This window comes from Butyricimonas sp. DFI.6.44 (assembly GCF_022132345.1).
GTDB lineage: Bacteria > Bacteroidota > Bacteroidia > Bacteroidales > Marinifilaceae > Butyricimonas > Butyricimonas muris.
Genome location: NZ_JAKNJD010000003.1, coordinates 115,975 through 136,657 on the forward strand (window position 1 = coordinate 115,975; position 20,683 = coordinate 136,657).

The 20,683-nt window shown below is 43.6% G+C and carries 12 protein-coding genes; 11 read left to right on the forward strand and 1 reads right to left on the reverse strand.

Annotated features, from left to right (window positions below; all coding sequences use genetic code 11):
- The first annotated feature begins 92 nt into the window (after positions 1–92).
- The 11 genes from L0M98_RS05635 to L0M98_RS05685 all read left to right on the forward strand — a co-directional run bounded on the left by L0M98_RS05635 (position 93) and on the right by L0M98_RS05685 (position 17,472).
- Positions 93–2,723 carry a zinc-dependent metalloprotease gene (locus tag L0M98_RS05635; protein WP_227216393.1) on the forward strand — a complete coding sequence of 877 codons (2,631 nt, stop codon included), beginning with the start codon at positions 93–95 and terminating at the stop codon, positions 2,721–2,723.
- 349 nt (positions 2,724–3,072) lie between these two features.
- Positions 3,073–3,354, forward strand: coding sequence for an RNA polymerase sigma factor (locus tag L0M98_RS05640; RefSeq protein WP_186976152.1), 282 nt, complete (start codon positions 3,073–3,075; stop codon positions 3,352–3,354).
- A 168-nt stretch (positions 3,355–3,522) separates the two neighbouring features.
- Positions 3,523–4,086: an RNA polymerase sigma factor gene (locus L0M98_RS05645; protein WP_186976176.1), complete on the forward strand. Its 564-nt coding sequence runs from the start codon at positions 3,523–3,525 to the stop codon at positions 4,084–4,086.
- Between the two features lie 77 nt (positions 4,087–4,163).
- Positions 4,164–5,321 (forward strand): FecR domain-containing protein, encoded by a 1,158-nt coding sequence (locus L0M98_RS05650; protein WP_227216395.1) that lies wholly within the window; start codon positions 4,164–4,166, stop codon positions 5,319–5,321.
- 123 nt (positions 5,322–5,444) lie between these two features.
- On the forward strand, positions 5,445–8,858 hold the full coding sequence (locus L0M98_RS05655; protein ID WP_227216397.1) for a SusC/RagA family TonB-linked outer membrane protein: 3,414 nt from the start codon (positions 5,445–5,447) through the stop codon (positions 8,856–8,858).
- 11 nt (positions 8,859–8,869) lie between these two features.
- Positions 8,870–10,366: a RagB/SusD family nutrient uptake outer membrane protein gene (locus L0M98_RS05660; RefSeq protein WP_227216399.1), complete on the forward strand. Its 1,497-nt coding sequence runs from the start codon at positions 8,870–8,872 to the stop codon at positions 10,364–10,366.
- A gap of 23 nt (positions 10,367–10,389) precedes the next feature.
- Positions 10,390–11,721 carry a hypothetical protein gene (locus L0M98_RS05665; RefSeq protein WP_227216408.1) on the forward strand — a complete coding sequence of 444 codons (1,332 nt, stop codon included), beginning with the start codon at positions 10,390–10,392 and terminating at the stop codon, positions 11,719–11,721.
- Between the two features lie 31 nt (positions 11,722–11,752).
- A complete protein-coding gene (locus L0M98_RS05670) occupies positions 11,753–13,138 on the forward strand; it encodes a TlpA family protein disulfide reductase (protein ID WP_099291438.1) in 1,386 nt (461 codons plus the stop codon).
- Between the two features lie 11 nt (positions 13,139–13,149).
- The gene (locus L0M98_RS05675) at positions 13,150–13,971 is read left to right on the forward strand and encodes a fimbrillin family protein (protein ID WP_227216409.1); all 822 of its coding nucleotides are present in this window, start codon (positions 13,150–13,152) and stop codon (positions 13,969–13,971) included.
- A gap of 28 nt (positions 13,972–13,999) precedes the next feature.
- Positions 14,000–15,511, forward strand: a complete 1,512-nt coding sequence (locus L0M98_RS05680) for a fimbrillin family protein (protein WP_227216411.1) — start codon at positions 14,000–14,002, stop codon at positions 15,509–15,511.
- Positions 15,512–15,699: 188 nt separating this feature from the next.
- On the forward strand, positions 15,700–17,472 hold the full coding sequence (locus L0M98_RS05685) for an ATP-binding protein (protein WP_227216413.1): 1,773 nt from the start codon (positions 15,700–15,702) through the stop codon (positions 17,470–17,472).
- Here the strand turns inward: L0M98_RS05685 and L0M98_RS05690 are convergent.
- Positions 17,438–20,668: a glycoside hydrolase family 2 TIM barrel-domain containing protein gene (locus L0M98_RS05690; protein ID WP_227216415.1), complete on the reverse strand. Its 3,231-nt coding sequence runs from the start codon at positions 20,666–20,668 to the stop codon at positions 17,438–17,440. The two genes, L0M98_RS05685 and L0M98_RS05690, sit on opposite strands and share 35 nt — an antisense overlap.
- Positions 20,669–20,683 lie beyond the last annotated feature (15 nt).

Genomic DNA, 20,683 nt, shown 5'->3' on the forward strand with positions numbered 1-20,683 from the left:
CACGATAAATGTCGGTAGGGTAACTACCGACATTTAAGAGAGAATTGTATGTTTTTCAATTATATATGAATTTTATTTTTAAGATGATTTTTATGAAAAAATGGATGTTAGTATTGTTGGTAGCCGTATTCGTGCTACCCGTTAGCCAAGAGGCTTTGGCGTCTTCCCGTAAAAAGAAGAAAGCTGCCGTGGAGAAAAAAGAAGCAACTCCCGTGCAGACGGATTATGACAAATTGCTGAATAAACCGGGCAAGGTGACGGCAAAGAGTAATTTTATCACGATGCATAAACTGAACGGCAAACTTTATTTCGAGATCCCCTTGAAATATCTGGGGCGGGAAATGTTGTTGGCTTCGACGTTGACCGAGACTTCCGATGCCATGTTCGGGGATGTCGGGTATAAACAGAATGATCCTTTACACGTGCGTTTCGTGATGGGTGACAGTTGTATTTATTTAAAGAATATCACGACATCCGCGACGATTGATCCCGGCAACGAGGCGTTGCAAAATGCCGTGAACCGGAGTTATGCCGATGCTATCGTGGCAAGTTACAAGATCGAAACTTATAATAACGACCGGTCGGCAGTGGTGGTTGATATGACGGAATTATTTACCACGGATGTGAAGGACTTTTCGTTTTTGCCGCGCATGGGAATGCTTAGCGTGACAGGTGATTTCCGCAAGGAAGCTTCCGGATTGGATGAAATCAAGAGTTTCGATGATAATCTGGTCGTTAAATCTTATATGACATACAAAGTTTCGATTAAGATTTTGTTTTTCACGCTACTGGACAATCTTCCGGTCACGGGCAAGGTAACCCGTTCTTTAGTTCTCCTGCCTGAAGACAAAATGCGTCCCCGCGTTTCAGATTCACGAGTAAGTGTTTTCAACACGAGCAAGTATCATGTTTCCACGAGAGAGGACGGAATCCAAAAATACTCGTTGGCGAATCGTTGGCGTTTGGAGCCGAAAGACGTGGCCGCTTATCAACGGGGAGAGTTGGTGGAGCCGGTGAAACCTATCGTGTGGTACGTGGACGATGCTTTCCCGGCGGAGTGGATCAGTCCGGTGAAGAAAGCTATCTTGAGCTGGAATAAAGCTTTCGAGGCGATCGGGTTCAAGAACGTGATGCAAGTACGTGATTTCCCTAAGAACGATCCCGAATTTGATCCGGACAATATCAAGTACACTTGTATCCGTTATTTGCCGTCAACTACGGAGAACGCGATGGGTCCCTCTTGGGTAGATCCTTCCACGGGAGAGATTATAAATGCCACGGTGTTGATTTATAATGACGTGATTCGTTTGGTGAACAACTGGCGTTTCGTGCAGACGGCACAGGTTGATCCCAGAATACGGGCGAAAAAAATGCCGGAAGACATCATGGAAGAGTCGATGATATACATCGTGGCACACGAGATCGGTCACACGCTCGGTTTCATGCATAATATGGCATCTTCCGCTGCTTATGCGGTGGATTCGTTACGCTCGGCATCGTTCACTCAACGATACGGGACAACCCCCTCCATTATGGATTACGCCCGTTTCAATTATGTGGCGCAACCCGGGGATGAAGGCGTGAAGTTGACACCCCCGGATTTGGGTGTTTACGACTATTTCACGATCAAATGGAATTATCAATATCTCCCTCAAGCGAAAGATATGTGGGAAGAGCAAGCTATTCTGGAAAGTTGGGTAGACGAGAAGGCAGGCGATCCTATTTATCGTTACGGAAGGCAACAGATTTTATCTCGTTATGACCCGAGTGCTATTGAAGAGGATTTGGGTGACGACCCGATCAAGGCAAGTACTTACGGGATTAAGAATTTGAAATATATTTTGCCTAATCTGGAACAATGGATTGATAACGATCCGGATTACAGCCACCGTTCCGGTTTGTACAATCAGATCGCCAACCAGTATTTCCGCTATATCACGAATGTCTCTTATAACGTGGGTGGTATCTATTTGACGGAGATCAAGGAAGGTACTCCCGGCGAACGTTACGTGTCTGTGCCGAAAGATGTGCAAAAGGCTTCTTTGGCTTGGCTTTTGAATGAATACAGGAACGCGGATTGGTTAAGTAAATCTCCTTTGCTCAAAAAATTCCCCATGGGAGTGGATATGACTACTTTATTAAGAACAAAATTGACCGGGAATTTGACAAGATTGAAGGATAACGTTTTACTTTCCGCGCATATCGCTTCTAATCCCTATACCGTGAAGGAGTTCTTGAACGATTTGTATAACGGTGCTTTTGAAAGTGCTATAAAGGGCACGAAACTGACGGATGGTGACAAACTATTGCAAAGTACGCTCGTGGATTTGGTGCTTGCTCCTTTGGCAGACCAAAAACAATCCGGCGGGTTGTTCGGTTTGAACACGGCTTACGCGCCGAGTATCGACGAGATTTTAGCTTATGATCTTGATCCTAGTGGAATGGTTCGTTTGTTCGAGAATAAACTCCGGGAAATAGAGTCAGAGAATGGAGTCGGTTATATCGCTTCTCAATTAAGGCAAGAGCAATTCGGTACTCCCGGTTATGGGTTCTTGCAAAAGGTAGATGTGAAAGCGTTGGATAATTCTTCTGTTTATTTGATCGATCTGGCTTTTAAAGCACAAAAGTTGATCAACAGTAAAGTTGCGACCTCGACAGGAGAGGATAGACTTCATTATCAGGCTTTAGCGGCGAAGATTGCCAAGACGTTGAAGAATAAATAGATGTTGTTTTAATGGTTTGTAATAAAAGCCCGTCTGGAAAGGCGGGCTTTTTCTTTTCGAGTACAGTGTGCGTTCGAGTAGAATTAATGGACTATTCAGTAATCTTATTACTATTTATAGTGATAATACCATATATTTAGCATGTATCAAATTTTATTTAATTTCAATTAAAATTCTATTCAACAACCTTTATAATAGGAGATGAATAGGAGTTGAATGGGAGTTGAATAGGAGATGATATAAAGAAAGTATAAAGTAGATACATGAAAAATTATAATTATTCAGCTTATTTCACTTTTCCCATGTCTGAATTGGAGGAGGTGTACAAGCATTTTGTTTGTTATGGAGAATGTTTTATATTTGTCGGGAATCCAATGAAGAGAAAGAAAGGGAGTATAATTTGATGCGGGAAGAAATTTACCGGGAACTATTTCTGGCTATACAGGAATTACCGGATCGTAGCCGAGAGGTGTTCGAGTTACACTTACAGGGAAAAAAGAACGAGGAAATAGCTGAAGTGCTTGCTATTCAAGCGAAAGCGGTGAAGGCATACAGGAGAGATACCATTACTTTTTTGAAAAGTCGTTTAGGAAACAAATTCTGTTGGTTTGTTTTCATGAATGTAATTTAATCCAGAGTTCGTGATATCTTAACGTGAGTGACGAAATATACGGGTACACGTTTATCGTGGAATAAATCGTGTATCGGGAATTTTTGTTTCAAGAATTCTGCTCTTGTCAATAGCGCGATTGAACGATTAATTTTTATCTTTGTATTATTAAATGGAAAATTGGATGAAATGGGTGTGTCCGATTCGGAAATATTAACTGCCTTTCAGAGGAATATGAATGAGGGCGGGAAATTGCTATTTCAACGCTATTATAAGCCGTTGGTGCTATTTTCCGGCTCGATGCTTGATGATTGTAGTTTTCCGGAGGATATCGTGCAGGAGGTATTTTACCAGTTTATCAAGAATAACGCTTACCGGCAGTTGACTCCGGAGGCTTTGAGTACTTATTTGTTCCGGAGCGTGAAAAACGCTTGTTTGAACAGGATTCGGGACCAGAAGGAGTTCGCGCAAGCGGAATTATTGAAGTATGATGCCATCGAGGAGGAAGCGACGACCGTTTCTTTGGAATTGATCGAGGCTATTCGCCAAGCGATAGAGAGATTGCCGCGAAAGACCCGAATGGTGGTCATGTCGATTGTCGTTGAAGGAAAAAAATACAAGGAAACGGCTGAAGAGTTGGGGGTGTCCGTGAATACCGTGAAGACGCTGTTAAGCGGTGGTTTGAAGCAATTGCGGCAGCAATTTCCTGATTCTTTATTGCTATTTTTTATCTTGGAGAGAAATAATTTCTAAAAAAACTTTCAAAATTGATTCACCCATTTTTTGATTCTTGTGTTTGTCTTATAAAATGAGTAGACGAATACGACACGATGAATAAGGATGAAAAAGAAATGCGAATCCGGGAGTATCTTTCGGGAGAATTAAGCAAGGCGGAAGAACGGGAGTTCAACGAGTGGCTTGCCGGGGATATGGACGCTCAACGAATTTTCGCGGAACGGGTGAAAGAGTTTCATTTGGTCCGTTGGGCGAAACGGTGGGAAGCGATAGATAATGATGAGGCTCGAAAACAGGTTGTGGGGCGGGTGCGCCGCCATCGCTTGCGGGTAGGAATTGTAAGGTATGCCGCCGTGATTGCAGTGATTCTGGTTTCCGGGTTGACGGTTTGGAATTGGCAACAACGGTCGCCGGAACCCGCTGCTTTGACTGTCGTTTCTGTTCCCGCCGCAAACGTGCCGATACTGAAACTGGCTGATGGCAAGGAGATACCTATTTCTCCCCGAAACACGGAGATCATTCGTTCCACCCGGAGGGTAGATATTCAACTGGCTGACTCCGGGAGATTGGAGTACGTGGCGAAGTCGGATTCGATTGCCGGACAGGTGGAGTACAATACTCTTGTTGTACCCCGGGGATGCGAGTTTAATCTCGTCTTGGCTGACGGTAGCCGGGTGTGGCTGAACGCGGGAAGTTCGTTGAAGTATCCCGAAACTTTTTCAAATGGGGAACGAAGGGTTTACTTGAATGGGGAGGCCTATTTCGAGGTGGAGCATGATGCGGAGGCCCCTTTTATCGTGAACACGGAATCCATGGATTTACGGGTACTCGGGACGAGTTTTAATATAAAGGCTTATGATGACGAAAGCATGGTGATTACCACTCTCGTCACCGGGAAGATTAGACAGGAATTTCCGGAAGCGGGTAAGGATATCACGTTGACGCCCTCACGTCAATCGATATTTGACCGTGTTTCCGGGAAATTAGAAACGAAACAAGCCGATGTCCGGGAAACCCTCGCTTGGAAAGAAGGCAAGTTTATCGCTAACGACGAACGTCTGGAAGATATTTTCCGGCAATTGTCCCGTTGGTATGATTTTAAAGTGGTGTACACTCGCCCCTCGCTGAAAGATGTCCGCTTTTATCTTCATTCCAACCGGTACGCGGAGGTGAAGACGATATTGGAATATCTCCAGACAACGAAAGGGATTCGTTTCACTTACGCGGATAAGACGATTTACGTGAGTCAATAAAATAAGGAGATGCCCTCACATCCCCTTACCTGTTAGCCCCTCAGCTAACATCTGTATTAATTTAATAATAAGCTAAACAAAGCTATGGGAAAAAAACGAAAAATTCAACAATTGCTAAGAAAAATGAGGACATTTGCATTATTTATGCTTTGGGGATTCTGCACTTGTCACGCGACGGTTCGCGGGCAGGAGGCGCGTATCGATTTGAAATTGTCCGATGTAACATTGAGTCAGGTGTTCAGGAGTATAGAACAGTTGACCGATTACATGTTTATTTACAAGTCGGAAGATGTACAATCCGTTCGGAAGGTTTCCGTGGATGTGCGGCAAACTATGGTACGGGATATTTTGGGTATGTGCTTGAAAAATACCGGTTTGTCGTACACGTTTAAAGGGGGTGTGATTGTTATCCAGAACTCGAGAGAACCGGAAAAGAAAGAGCTTCGGATAGTGGGACGGGTGACGGATGATAAAAAAGAACCTTTGCCCGGGGTGACTGTCAGTGTCAAAGGATTGTCTGTGGGCACGACGACGGATGTTAAAGGAAAGTACGTGTTGAAGCTCCCGGAAATGGAAAAGTTGTCTTTGGTATTTTCTTTTGTCGGGATGAAAACACAAGAGATAAAGTACTCGGGACAGGATACGATTAACGTGGTGATGGAGGAGGATGTTTCGGAAGTGGAGGAAGTTGTCGTGACAGGTTATCAAACTATTAATAAGACTCGAATGACGGGGGCGGTGGAGGTTGTCACGGCAAAAGATATAGCTAATAAAGGGTACGTTTCGGTCGGGGATGTTTTGAGGGGCTCTTTGGCGGGAATCAGTACTCGTAACACGTCCGGGAAGCCGGGAGCATTACCCGAGATTCGTATCCGGGGATTAAATTCTTTATACGGTGATATGAATCCGACTTGGATTGTCGATGGGGTTCCTTTTTACGGTAACTTGAATGATTTGATTCCTGAGGATATCGAGAGCATCACGGTGTTGAAAGATGCTGCCGCTACTGCTATTTACGGTTCTCAGGCGGCTAACGGGGTGATAGTGGTGAAACGGAAGCAGGGGAGAGAAGAAGTCCCGATGATTCGTGTAACTTCAAGTTTCTCGATAGAGGCGGCTCCGAAGTCTAAATTGGATTTAATGAATTCGGAGGAGAAGATTGCTTTTGAACGTAGCGTGTACGAGGATTTTCCCAATCAAGCGGTGGGGGGAAGAGTAATCATGTTGTTGAAAAACGCGGATATGGGAAAAATTTCCCGTGAAGAGGCGGAAGAGGAAATCACTCGTTTGAGCAAGATTAACACGAATTGGTACGATGTGATATTTCGGACGCCTTTTTCTCACAATCATAATATCTCTTTTTCGGGTGGGAACGGGAAGTTGAAGTATTACGCGAGTTTGAGCGTGCAACAACGTCAAGGGTTAATCCCTTCCAATGATTACAGTAACTGGAGCGCGATGTTGCGATTGTCCCGCGATTTTAATAAACGGCTGTATTTTTCCTTGAATCTTTCTTCTAATATTAGAAAAGATAAAGACGCGGATGCCGGGGTGAATATATTGCAGTATGCGACTTTTGCCAATCCTTACGAACGTCCTTACGACGAGGAGGGAAATATGGAGTACGACCGCTCTTATTCTTATCAATTAAGTTCTTTGAAAGACGGTTATAAATCTGATTTTAATATCTTGAACGAGCTTTATAATAATACCTCGTGCACGAACGCTTTGAGTAATAATGTTTCTTTGGATATTGAGGTCAAGATTCTGGATAATCTGAAATTTATTACCACGGGTTCTATTAATACATATTTTGATAACACGGAGGTGGTGTATAAACCGGGAACTTACGTTGCACAAAATAACGCTTGGATGCGTACTTTGTTCAGTGAATTGCCCGATAACTTGAACAACGGTTCGCTTCGACATAGGAATGTCAGAAATCATAGTTATACTTGGTCCAATCGCTTGGAGTATGTACAAGGGTTTAAGGAGAATCATTTTTTGAATTTGTTCTTGGGATATGAAATGTCTGAGGCCTCGGGTTATAGTAATTCTGTGCGTTTCCCGGAGTATGATCCCGAGAAGGGTTTGACGAATATACCGGAAATAGGGGCGGATAAGATTGCTTACGTGCAGCAGATGATTAAAAATTTGATGGACCAGAGTGAAGGGCGTAATCGTAGAGTGTCTTTTTTCGCGTCATTGGGGTATAGTTTTAAAGACCGTTATGTTTTTTCTGCCAGTGCTAGGATGGATGGAGCTGACGTTATAGGAACCAAGAATCGATTTTCTCCCTTGTGGAATGCCAGTTTGAAATATAATCTTCATAAAGAGGATTTTATGACAAGGTTCGGGTGGATTAACGAATTGGCGTTTCGTGTTTCTTACGGGTACACGGGGAGTATCGATAAAACGGCGTTACCGTTTAACGTGCTTTCTTATTTGATGTCTTCGAAGTTTCTTGATATGGATATCCCTTCTTATATTTCTCCCAAGAATCCTTCTATCAAGTGGCAGAAGAAGCAGGACCGCAGTTTTGGCGTGGATATGGCATTTTTCAGGAACAGGATTCGGGCAACGGTGAATTATTATAATAACGTGACTCGCGATTTGTTGGATTCTAAAACATTACCAGTATCGGTGGGGATTAGTACGATTCGGTATAATAGTTCTTCCGTTCGAAATTATGGTGTGGAAGTTAGTTTGCACACGGTAAATATTCGTAAGCGGGATTTCACGTGGACGACATCTCTTAATTTCGCGAATAACAAGAGTAGAATAATAGAGTCGTTTTATAAAAACGTGCAGGATGTTCCTAAAGGGTTCGGGCGCACGGAACCGGTGGAGGGGACTTCAACCAATTCGTGGATTGGCTACCGGTTTGTCGGTATTGACCCGTTGACCGGACACACGTTGGCTTTGGTGGATAATTCGAATCGTGAAAACCCGATTGGCTTCCAAAGAGAAGACGGGACTTGGGTGCTGGATATGGATGATTCGTTGAACGAGAAGGATAAGCGGCGTATTAAAAAGAGTTTAGGTGATAGTTATCCGCCGATATCCGGGGGATTCGGGACGGCTTTGAATTGGCAACAATGGACGTTGAGCACCCGGTTCGCTTTTATGGCGGGGCATAAAATAACATCGGCTTATTATTCCGTGGCTAACGGGGGTAGTTTTTCATCGGCTTCTCAAAACGTGTTGAAGCAAGAGTTCAATCGTTGGAGGAAACCCGGAGATATAACCGATATGCCGGGGTATAACACGACGGGAAACGTTGCTTCATTACAAACCGATTGGTATGATAGAAAATTGGAAAGTGGAGATTTTCTGAAGTGTACGGAGATTTCTCTGGGGTATTTTCTTTCTTCCAAAATCTGCAAGAAGTTGTTGCTCTCTTCTTGTCGGGTGAACTTGAATATTCGGGATATATTTACGATATCGAAATATAAAGGATTGGACCCGGAAAACTTCGGGGGATTTACTTATCCTAATTCCAGAAAATATATGCTTTCGTTGAGTGTCGGTTTTTAAATATAGAGATTATGAAATTACGCGTGAAAAGAATAAGTATGTTATCCTTGTGTCTGATCGGTTTCATGATGACCGCTTGCAAGGATTACCTGAATCTTATACCTAAGAATCAAAAAATCGTGTCTAACGTGGAAGACGTGAAAGCGGAATTGTTGTCGTATTGGGCGGCAACGACTTATTCCACGTTGTTGAAGACTTCCTATGGTAATTCTGCGCCGTTATCCTTGCCTATATTTAATGATGTCAATATTCAATTGGCTCTTTACGAGGATAATATGGATATGCTCGCTTTTAAAGAGCATTCGGATATAAATGACAGGTGTATGACATATTATTATCAGGATATCGATTGGAAAGGAACTAGTTTGGCTTCTTCTCTCTGGCAAAATTGTTATGTTTCTATCGGGTTTATGAACGCGATACTTGACGATTTGGATAAAGTAACGGCAACTCAAGCCGAGAGGGAAACGATAGGGGGTGAGGCTCGGGTAATTCGTGCTTGGAATATTTTGAAATTGATTCAGTTTTTCGCTCCCTATAAGGATAATAAGTTGGGTGTACCTTTAAATCTGGATTCGGAAAATGTGACACCGGGAGATAGGCGCACGCAAACGGAGATTTATGGGATTATTGAACGGGAGTTGAAGGAAGTCTTGGAATATACTACGCCAAGGGAAAAATGGAATTTCTTTTATTCTCCGAGCTTTGTTAAATCTTGTTTGGCCGAGATGTATATGTTTAGAGCGGGTTCTGCCGCAGCAAAAGATAAGGATTGGGAGATGGCCGAGAAATATTCGGGAGAAGTGATTGCTTCTTACGTCCCGGAGAATCGTGCTGAATTATTGATGGATATGTTTTCCGGCGAGAGTGTGTCTTATACTGTTGAGCATCCTTATTGTGCGTTGAAATTGGCAACTAGCCGTTTTTTTGGTATAGGAAATCAAAGCACGGGTATATGGGGGTCTAACAATGCTCAACAAGTAAGTTCGGAGCTTTGGTTGATGTACGAACCTGAGGATATTCGAAGAAAAGCTTGGTTCCGGGAGAATGAAGATGAAGGTAGAGTAAGACGTTGTATTTCCAAACCGGTTGTTTATTATTATGGTCCGGTTTGTGATATTTTGGTGTTATATCGTAAAGCAGATCTTTTCTTGATAAACGCTGAAGCGAAATGTCGTTTGGGGCAAGAGTCCGAGGCTGCACGCATGATTGAGGACTTTAGGAGGGCTCGCATCCCGGGATACAATACTTCTGTTACCGGTAATATATTGGCGGAGGTGTTGAAAGAACGGCGCTTGGAATTGTGTTTTGAAAATGGTTCGCGTTGGTTGGATATGAAACGTTTAGGGATTAGTTGTACTCGTTCGGGGTTTGATAAGGAAAGTAGCGGGACTAAAGAGTATACCCTTGACGCGAATGATTATCGTTATGCTTTGCCCATTCCCACCGATATCGAATTGGATTATAATGATATCAGTCAGAATCCGGGATGGACGAATTTCAACTAGTGAAAATTTATAATAGGTCGTTTATGAAAAAGATATTTTATTTGATACTGATTTCCTTGTTTATCGGGGGGTGTGAAAAGGATGACGATTTCTTTTTTGAAAATCCCGTTACGGAAGGAAATATTAAACTGGTTCGGTTGCGTGCTGACCACAATACTTTGCTGCCGGACGGAAAAGCCACGATGAAGTTTTACGCGGAGGCTTACAATATATTGGAATTACCTGATTATACACCAACTTACGAGGGGGATAGTGCGATTTACATACCGGGAATTGTTCGGGATACTTCGTTGATTCCGGCAGATCTTTTGCCGACAGGATTGTTTCGTTTGCTGGATGATTCCGGGAATGAGTATTCCGATTTTAGTTTTTCCACTACCGATACGCGGGAACGTACGATTCGTTTTCGCGTGGAAGCGGGGGAATTGACGAGCGAAGAAGTGGAAATTCGGGTAAGGCCCTTACCGCGGGAGAAGTACGAGGAAATAGAAATCCCCGTGATCTTTCATGTTTTGCATCCTGCTAAAAATCCGAGTATAGCACCTATTGATATTACCCCGGAAACTGTGGAGAAAAATGTAAAGCGATTGAATGACGTTTTTAATGGTGAAGCCACGACTGACCCTAACGGGGGGAATGCCAGAATTACTTTTAGATTGGCGGAATATGATAATAACGGGGTTAAATTAGAGAATCCGGGGGTGCATTATTACGAGATCGGGAGTTCTGTCGTTTTTAAAGAAAGCGATGATTATCAGAATTATGTTATGTCTAAGGGGAGCACGTTAATGTATGATTACCGGAACTATTTGAATATCTGGTTAATTAATGATCCTAGAGGGTCGTCTTTTATCGTGAGAGGACCTAACGTGATAGATCAGCCTGAAAATCCTATTCCCGGATTGAATGCCGGAGCCTTGTCGGCAACTTTTCCAGAGCGTCCCACGGATATTGGTTTCTTTGTCAACATGTCTCATTTCTTGAATCCGTTGCAATCCGCCGATTATTTTGAAATTTCAACGGCGATGGCTCAATATTTAGGATTGCTTACGACTCGGGGTGTGGAAGCGTACGGGGAAACGAATTTCGTGAATGGCGATACTGATTATTGTTCGGACACTCCTTATTATTGGAATGATTTTTCTTCTGTTTTTAAAAATAATAGCAAGGGAAATAGCACGGATAAAAATACGTTATACTTTACCTCGTATAATGTGATGGATAGTTACAGTTACAAGAATTCCATTACGGTTGATCAAGTTGCTCGCGTTCGTTTGCATTTAGAGCGTTGTCCTTCTCGCTGGATGTATAAATCTAAATTCGCTTTTACCGGAAAGTTAGAGGATCGGAAATAATGATTAAAGATTAAATATAAAAAATAATACTATGAAAACATTTTTACTTATATTGATTTTGCTACTTGTTACTTGTTCTTCTCGTTTGTTCGCACAAGAAACCAAATTGACAATTGATTTGAGCCAATATTTTCAGAGGCCGAAGGTTAGTTTGTCCGGTCCGAATTTTAATGAAGTGCTGACTTACGATTCGTCTCGGAAAAGTGTGATATCCTTATCATTAAAAGAAGCTGCTTATTTCACTTTGAGTATTGATCTTAGTGCTAATACTCTCTATTTAGAACCGGGAAAAGATCTGATGATAAGCGTGGTCCCGAATGAAAAAGGAGAGTTTATCGCCATACATTTGGATCTTCGTTTTGAAGGAGAGAACGCAGATATTAATACTTATTTGAACACGTGTAAACTGGGCTCTATGGAGGATAAAGATTTTCTTTTAGATGAAACGACTTATCTTCGGAAAATAGAGCAACTTCTAAAACAAAATAAGAAAACAATTCACAAGTATAAATTGAATAAACAATTTGAAGAAAAAGAGTTAATGCGTGCCCGTTATCAAGTGCTGGAAGGCGTAACGAGTTATCCGATTCAACATTTTTGGGAAGGGGGAAATAAAACAAGTGCTGTTTTTAAGGGAGGAGAAACTCCTATTGTAAAAGAATACATAGCTCGACAATTAATTGATGATGAAAAAGCGTGGCAAGTTTCTGCTTATAGAAAGTATGTGAAGTCAGCTGTAGCTATGTTGGCATTTACCGATTTTGGAGCTTCTTGGGAATCGATAATACAGGAGCGGTTGAGGGTATTGACACAATATTTTAAGAGTCCTCGAATCTTGGAAGATATGGTGCAAAATATGGCTCTCGTGTATGTCGAAAGCACAAGAGGTGATTCTTTGATGGGTTTCCAAACGGCTTATGATAAATATGTGTCTAAACCGGAATATAGGCAGGAGCTTGAAAAGGTGTATGCCATGTGGAATAAATTGAAAAAAGGGCAACACGTTGTTTCCAGTGGTGCGGTTTATGAGGATGTGGAAGGAAATACCGTCAGTTTGGATGATTTGAAAGGAAAGTATATTTACATTGATGTATGGGCAACGTGGTGTGGACCTTGTCGGGCAGAGATTCCTTTCTTGAAAAAATTGGAAGAAGAATTTCATGGTAAAAATATTCATTTCGTGAGTATTTCTATGGATGAACGGAAACGGAATTGGATTAAAATGGTGGAACAGGAGAAATTGGGAGGCATCCAATTATGGGGAGGACCGAGTGCTCAGATAGCGATTGACTATAAAATAAAGGGGATTCCTCGTTTTATATTGCTTGATAGGGAAGGAAAAGTGATTGATAATAATATGAGTCGTCCCTCTGAGGCTGTAACTAAGAAAGTATTGGAAGAATTAGAGGGAATTTAAATCGTGGAATTATGAATGTAAGATGGTTAATTGTCTTGTGTCTGTCGGTGGTCGGGGCGGCATGTGTACATACGATAGACGCGGAAGTGGAAAATACGCCTAAGGAAGTTCAGTTTAAAGTTCAGGCTTCAGCGCTTGCCCGTTCCGGCAAAGAGGTGTTCGCCGTGGGAGATTCTATCGGGATTTACGCGGTGAAACGTACGGAGGACGGGATTTCGGCGATACCCGCTCAAACGGGTAATCAAGCGCATAATGCTAAATGGGTAAAAACGGAGGACGGTTGGCAACCGGCTTCCCCGATAGATAAAGTACTTTGGAGTCAAGATAATGCACCCCTTGATTTTTATGCTTATTACCCGTACCAAAGAGAGGCTTTTGACCCTGCTGCAATAAATGTTCGTGTACATTCGAAACAAAACTCGGAGGTGGCTGTTGAGGAATCGGATGTCTTGCGTGCGGCAAATACCCGAGGATTGAGCGAAGGTGAGGTGGAGCTTCAGTTTGAGCATATATTTTCTTTGGTTGAGGTGAAACTGGTGGGAGATAGAATCGTGGCAGGTTCTCTCGTGAAAGTAACCGCTAATGAGATAGCGACTAATATGCAACTTAATTTAGGGACAGGGGAACTGTCCCCTTTAACGATGGGAAGCGTGGCATTGTATTGTGTCGATTTGGAGCAAATGTTGTATAAAGCAGTGCTTCCCGCTCAGCAGGTGGAAGAAGGGTGTGCGTTTTTGCAATGTGAATTTGACGGTATCACGTGTATATATCGTTCTCCCGGGATAAGATTGGAACCGGCTTGTTTGCAGGAATTTGAAATTGAAGTGAAATAAGGGTTGTAAGTAAAATTCAGATAATAAAATGAAACGACAATATTATATATGGCTTTCCATGTTATTCTGTTTTTGGTTCGTGGAAGGATGTAATGATGATGATAACACGGGTAATGATACTTCAGGAGCCGAACTTCATCTGTCAGCTTTGATAGACGGGATGACGGCGGAGGAAACTGCTTATCGGTTTCAAGGAGGGCAGGAAGTAGGTATTTGGTTATCAACTACCGATGTTTCTGGAAAATTGGCTAATGCCGATGGGGTACATAATATGCGTTTTTCTCAAAGTGCGGGAGGTTTGGTTGCCGAACCTCGTGCCACTTGGAACAATCGTTCAACAATTAACGTGTACGCTTACGCTCCGTATGACCGGGAGGCTCAAGATGCGCCTCATGCTTATCCTTTTCAGCTTAATTTGCGGCAAGATACCGTTTCGTTGATTCCGGATGGGAATCGGCAAAGTGATTTTTTATGGACGAAACATGCGGCAACTTACACGAGTGAACCGCTTTTGTTGTCATTTCACCACTTGATGAGTAAAATAATCCTGCACGTGAAAAGTAATACTTCCATGCCCGGGAGTTTGATAGGTGGGCGACTATCCGTGTGCAATACTCAAACCGCTGCCAATATAGATTTGGGAACGGGAACCGTATCTCCGGTAGGAGCAAAAGGTAATGTTGTTGCCCGGGAGCTTCAAGATATACCGAGCGGGTATGAAATGGCCCGGGAGGTTATTATCGTGCCCCAGACGATACATGTCGGGGAACAATTTTTGGATATCTTTACGCTCGGTAATTATTCTTGTGTTTGGAACGCGGACAAGGAGTTGGTTTTTGAATCCGGTAAACAGATTGTCATGGAGGTCGTGATTGACGAGGGAGAGTGTCATGTTCGGATAAAGGATATTTCTCCTTGGAAAGAGGGACAATCTCCAATCTTGGGCGAGGCTGTCGAAGATCTGCCAACATTTAAAGTGCTCGATTTTTATGACCGTCATGGAGTACAAGGAATTGTTATTGATGTGGACGAAACGGGAACACACGGATGGATAGTTTCCATGGATGAAGTGGAGTTAGCTTGGGGAACGGCTCCTATGGGCACTTACTTCCCGAATGCGTATGATAATAATAACGCACAAGCTAATTTGAATGCAGTCTTGGCGGTAGATCCTGATTTAAAGAATTATCCCGCTATGAAGTGGTGTAATGATAAGAACGTGGATGGGGTAACCGGTTGGGTGCTTCCAGCTCATAACGTGGTGAAAAAATTCGCACGATTAATTAGTAATCCAGATACATGGGCGCAATTTAATCAAGCAATTAGGAATTCTTCAGTCGCTAATTCGTCCCCGGTAAACATTGATTGGAATAGTTGGAATGATTATTATTATGCTTCATCTACATTGTCTATGACTGATAATGTGAGGAATGCGGGATGTTCAATGACGAATAATTATTGGTGGGGTACTTATTACGTTGATGCTAATCTTTTCCCTCAGGAAGCAATATTCTATGTCAGGGCATTTCGGGAGTTTTGAAATAGAATGTGATTAGTCCTTGGTGGCTTATTTATGTGGATGCGTTGTCATTTTCTGGAATTGTTGCATTTGATTTCTAGAAATGACAACGTGTTTTGTTATGGATACGGGTAGTAATATCTTTTTATGGACCGAATATGTTTAATGATTGAAAAGTTGTAACTTTGTGATGATTAAAATATCAGGTTATGGCAACGAAGAAACTTCCTTATGGTTTAAGTGATTTCCGTTTATTGCAAACGGATGATTATTATTACGTGGACAAAACTCGTTTTATCGAGGAGGTGGAGAATTCTCCTCGATTCTTATTTATGATACGTCCTCGCCGTTTCGGGAAGTCGTTGTGGTTGTCGATACTGGAAAGTTATTATGACGTGGCGTTCGAGGATCGTTTCGAGGAGTTGTTCGGGAAATATTACATCGGGCAACATCCGACATCGGAACGGAATAAATATTTGATATTGAGTTTTAATTTTGCCGGAGTGAGCCCGGATATCGATCGTTTGGAACAATCTTTCTGGGGGCATTTGGATCTTCGATTAATGGCGTTTAACCTGAAATACGCCCATTTGTTCCCCGCGGATTACATGGAGGGGTATCACCAATGCGTGAATGCGGAACAGCGCTTCGGTTACGTTATGCTTCGCTGCCAATTTGCGAAATTTTCTGTTTATTTGATTATTGATGAATATGATAACTTCACGAACGTGGTGTTATCGAAACATGGGCATGAACGTTATCACGAGTTGACGCACGCTGCCGGATTTTATCGGGCGTTTTTTAATAAATTGAAAGAGGCGACAACAGGTGGTGATGCCGCGGTAAAGCGGATGTTTATCACGGGAGTTTCTCCGGTGACGCTGGACGACGTGACCAGCGGTTTCAATATAGCACATCAAGCTAGTATGGAGGCTCGGTTCAACGAATTCCTAGGGTTCACGGAGAATGAGGTGCGGGAAATGTTGGAATACTACAAGAACGAGGGGTGTCTGGTGGGGAATGTGGAGGAGCGTTTGGAGATAATGCGTGAATGGTATGATAATTATTGTTTCTCGAAATCTTGTTGCAATGTAAGGATGTATAATTCGGACATGGTGTTATATTTCGTGAATAGTTTAATCACGTCCGGTTGCACTCCCGATAGTCTGGTTGACCCGAACGTGAAGACGGATTACGCGAAGTTACGTTACCTGATTATTTTGGATAAAAAGTTAAATGGTAATTTTTCCCGGATTAAGCAAATTGCAGAGGATGGGGAAATTGTGTCGGATATATTACCGGGATTTCCCGCGGAGGAATTGGTGAAACCGACGAATTTCGTGTCGCTGCTCTTTTATTTCGGGATACTGACGATAGATCGGGAAGAAGAAGGTATGGTTATACTGAAAATACCTAATTTGACGATACGGCAGATGTTATTCTCGTATCTTGAGCGAGGATATTTGGAGGCGGGTGTATTTGAGATAAAAATGATGGAATTGAGTGAAATGATGAGATATATGGCTTATCGTGGAGAGTGGCGTCCGGTATTCGAGTATTTTGGGAAAGAATTGCGAAATCAAACGTCTATCCGGGATTATATCGAGGGAGAGAAAGCCGTGCAAACACTCCATTTAGTGTATATGGGGTTGACGAATCATTTTACTATTTGGCCGGAGCAAGAATTGGGAAAGGGATATTGCGACCTGTGGATGGCACCGAATTTGGTGAATCATCCCGGAATGAAGTACAGTTACGTGGTGGAGTTCAAGTATCTGAAGCATGGAGCCACAGACCAAGAAGTTGCCAATAAACTGGAAGAGGCAAAAGAGCAATTGCGCCGATATGCCGATGACAAAAAAATAAAAGCCCAAGCCGGACTCACGGAAATACGTTATATCGCTGTCGTTTACCGGGCTTGGGAATTGGTTAAGTTGGAAGAGGTTTCTATGGCAAATACCGATACCCCGTGTGGTTGTTAATCTCAGAGTTATTGTTGCTCGGGATGATCATAACACTCCAATAGTAATCACGGTTCGCGGGGATCGTGTACTGCGGGTAGGGACGGGAACCCCAACTATCGTCGCCCGCGACACCCATCATCCGGTGGTCAAGACATACTTCCACGAAGTTACGGGGGAGGAGCTCGTTGACATGGGTTTGCTTGGGTTTGCGGTTTTGTGCCATTAACGGATCATGGGATTCGGCTTTCGTGAAGTTTTGCCATTGGTAAGGGCTAGTGGATTCTTCACTATCGAAGTCCTCTATCCGATTGCGGGATACGTTAAATTCCATTAGATTCGAATCGGCTACAAAGAGGAGTCCTTTACCTGTTTTGTCAGTTAGGGCTAACCAACGGGCATCTGTCTTGTGCCCGTTCTCCTGCGGACGAACGTAAGGCACGTACTGTTGCTCGGCGGTACTCTTGTAATGCCCGACGAGTGTCCCGTGGTTGCGGTCGCGATAGTTTTCCTCGGGACCGCGTCCGAAATATTCCATTTGGTTGAGGTCTGACGGGACACGGAAGCGTGCACCTATTCTGGGTATTTCCGGGGCATTGGGATTAGCTTCTAGATGACAGGCCACGTTCAGGTAACCGGAGGGATAAATCGTGTAGGACACGTGATAACGGGTGTTGCTTTCCTGCAACCGATACGTGATTGTCAGATTCGTACTTATTGTCGAGGCAGAAGTCCGGATTCCGGCGATTTTAAAATTCTTGCCGGCTTGTTTCCACGCTTGCAGGCGATGGGGCATACCGTTGCCGTAGTCATTATCGGTGGCTCCCCGCCAAAAGTTGGGTTGGAAGCCGAAATCATCCGCTATATACTGTACGCCTTTCACCCGGTAGGAAGTAACGTACCCTTTTTGCTTGTGGAAGACAAATTCCATGTCCGGGTTGGAAATACGAATTTCCGGTCCGTTCTCTTCCATGGAAAGCACTTGTTCCGGGGCGGCTTGATAAATGGGTTTAGGTGTCGTTACCGGGATTTGGAATTGTTCGGAAGCCACGATGTAGCCCGCGGGAGCGAATAAGGCGGGCTTTTTGGTTTTCACGTGTAGATTCAAGAAATATTCCACGCCGGGTTTTATCTTTAGATTCCTAAGCGGGATGGTTACTTGACGGTCTTTACCCGGAGCGATGTTTTGCGAGGGAAGAGTTCCCGAATGTAGAATTTCCGTGTCGCCGATCAACGTGTATTCAATGGCGAACTGGTTGAGGTTGGTGAAGTCATAACGGTTTTCTATTTTCACGACGCCTTTGCTGATATCGACCGGCTGAAACCAAACGTACTGATAGGCTTTTTTTACTTCCGTGAGTCCGGGGTGCGGTTCCCGGTCGGGACCGACAAGACCGTTACACAGAAAGTTGCCGTCGGATGGGGCGTCTTTCCCGAAATCTCCCCCGTAAGCCCAGAATGGTGTACCGTTCTCATCTTTCACGAGTATGCCTTGGTCTATCCAGTCCCAGATAAATCCGCCTTGGAGATTGGGATAACGATAGATCACGTTCCATAAATCCATTAAGTTTCCGGTACTATTGCCCATGGCGTGAGCGTATTCGGACATGATATACGGTCGGTCTGTTTGTGAATTACCCCACCGTTCGAGAGCGTCGGCACCCGGGTACTGGGGACAATAAATATCCGTGTTCCACTCGAGTCCGGCCCGTTCGTATTGTATCGGGCGAGAAGTATCCTGTGCTTTCAACCAATTGTAAGTCACGTAGAAATTGTACCCGTTCCCGGCTTCGTTACCGAGAGACCAGAACGTGATACAGGGATAGTTTTTGCTTGTTTCGTACATGTTCACGGTGCGATCCATGTGGGCATTCAGCCAGCGTGGGTTATTACCGAGCGTGCGACCTTTGCGAAGGTCATATCCCATGCCGTGGGATTCGATATTCGCCTCATTGCACACGTAGAAACCGTACTCGTTACAGAGTTCATAGAAACGACGTTGTTGAGGGTAATGACAACAACGGATAGCATTGATATTATGGCGTTTCATCGTTTTGAAATCTTTTCGCATATCGGCTTCGCCGAGTACATGCCCCGTGTGTTCGTTATGCTCGTGGTAATTGACACCTTTGATGAGTACGGGACGCCCGTTCACAAGGAATTGGTTGCCCCGGATTTCAAATTTGCGGAATCCGACCCGAAAAGGAATAATTTCGGTTTGTTTGCCCGATTGTTCGATTTGAATAAAAAGTTGGTAGAGATGGGGTGTTTCCGCTGTCCATGCCTCTACTTGTGGAATCGTGGTGTCGAAATGAACACGGGCGATAGAATCGACGTTGACTATTTTCTGCCCTTCCGCTACTCGTGTACCCGACGGACTTTCCAATTGATAACGCACGGTGATTTGTCCCGGTTGTTTCGGATTTTTGTTTACCAAGGTTAGGTCAAGCCCGAAAAGTCCATTGGTATAACTGCTGTCCAAGTCCTGTCGGATGGAGAAATCCCAAGGATGAACGGGAGATTGCGCGAAGAGATAGACATCTCTTTCAATCCCGCTGATACGCCAGAAATCCTGACATTCAAGATAACTGCCGGTTGACCAGCGATAGACTTCAAGAGCGATCAGATTCTGCCCCGGTTTCAAGTAACGGGTGATATTGTATTCCACGGGATCTTTGGAATCTTCGCTATATCCCACTTTTGTCCCGTTCACGTAAAGGTAACAACCGGACTTCACCGCCCCGATGTGCAGGAATATTTCTTTCCCGTCCCATTGTTCCGGCAATTCGAAGTATTTGCGATATGATCCTACCGGATTTTCTTCCGGCAGAAGTGGCGGTTGCGGGTTGCGGGGGCAAAACTCGTACGGGTGATTCGTATACAAGGCGACCCCGTACCCGTTGACTTCCCAGTTTGCCGGAACCTCGATTTCTTCCCAACCGGAATCATTAAAATCCGTTTTGTAAAAATTTATCGGGCGTTTCTTGTAGGTAGAAACCCAGAGGAATTTCCATTTACCGTTCAAAGACTTGTAGTCTGCGGAAGCCTTGAAATCGTTATCTCGGGCTTTGTCAATATCCCCGTAAGTCATAAACGGGGTTCTCGGGTATTCTTTCCCGACAAAAGGGATCGTTTCGTCCTGCCATTCCGGCTTGTCCTGCATATAGGCTGTAAGACAAATGAAACAACAAAGAATAGTGAAGAATAGTCTTTTCATCTTTCGTGTGGTTTG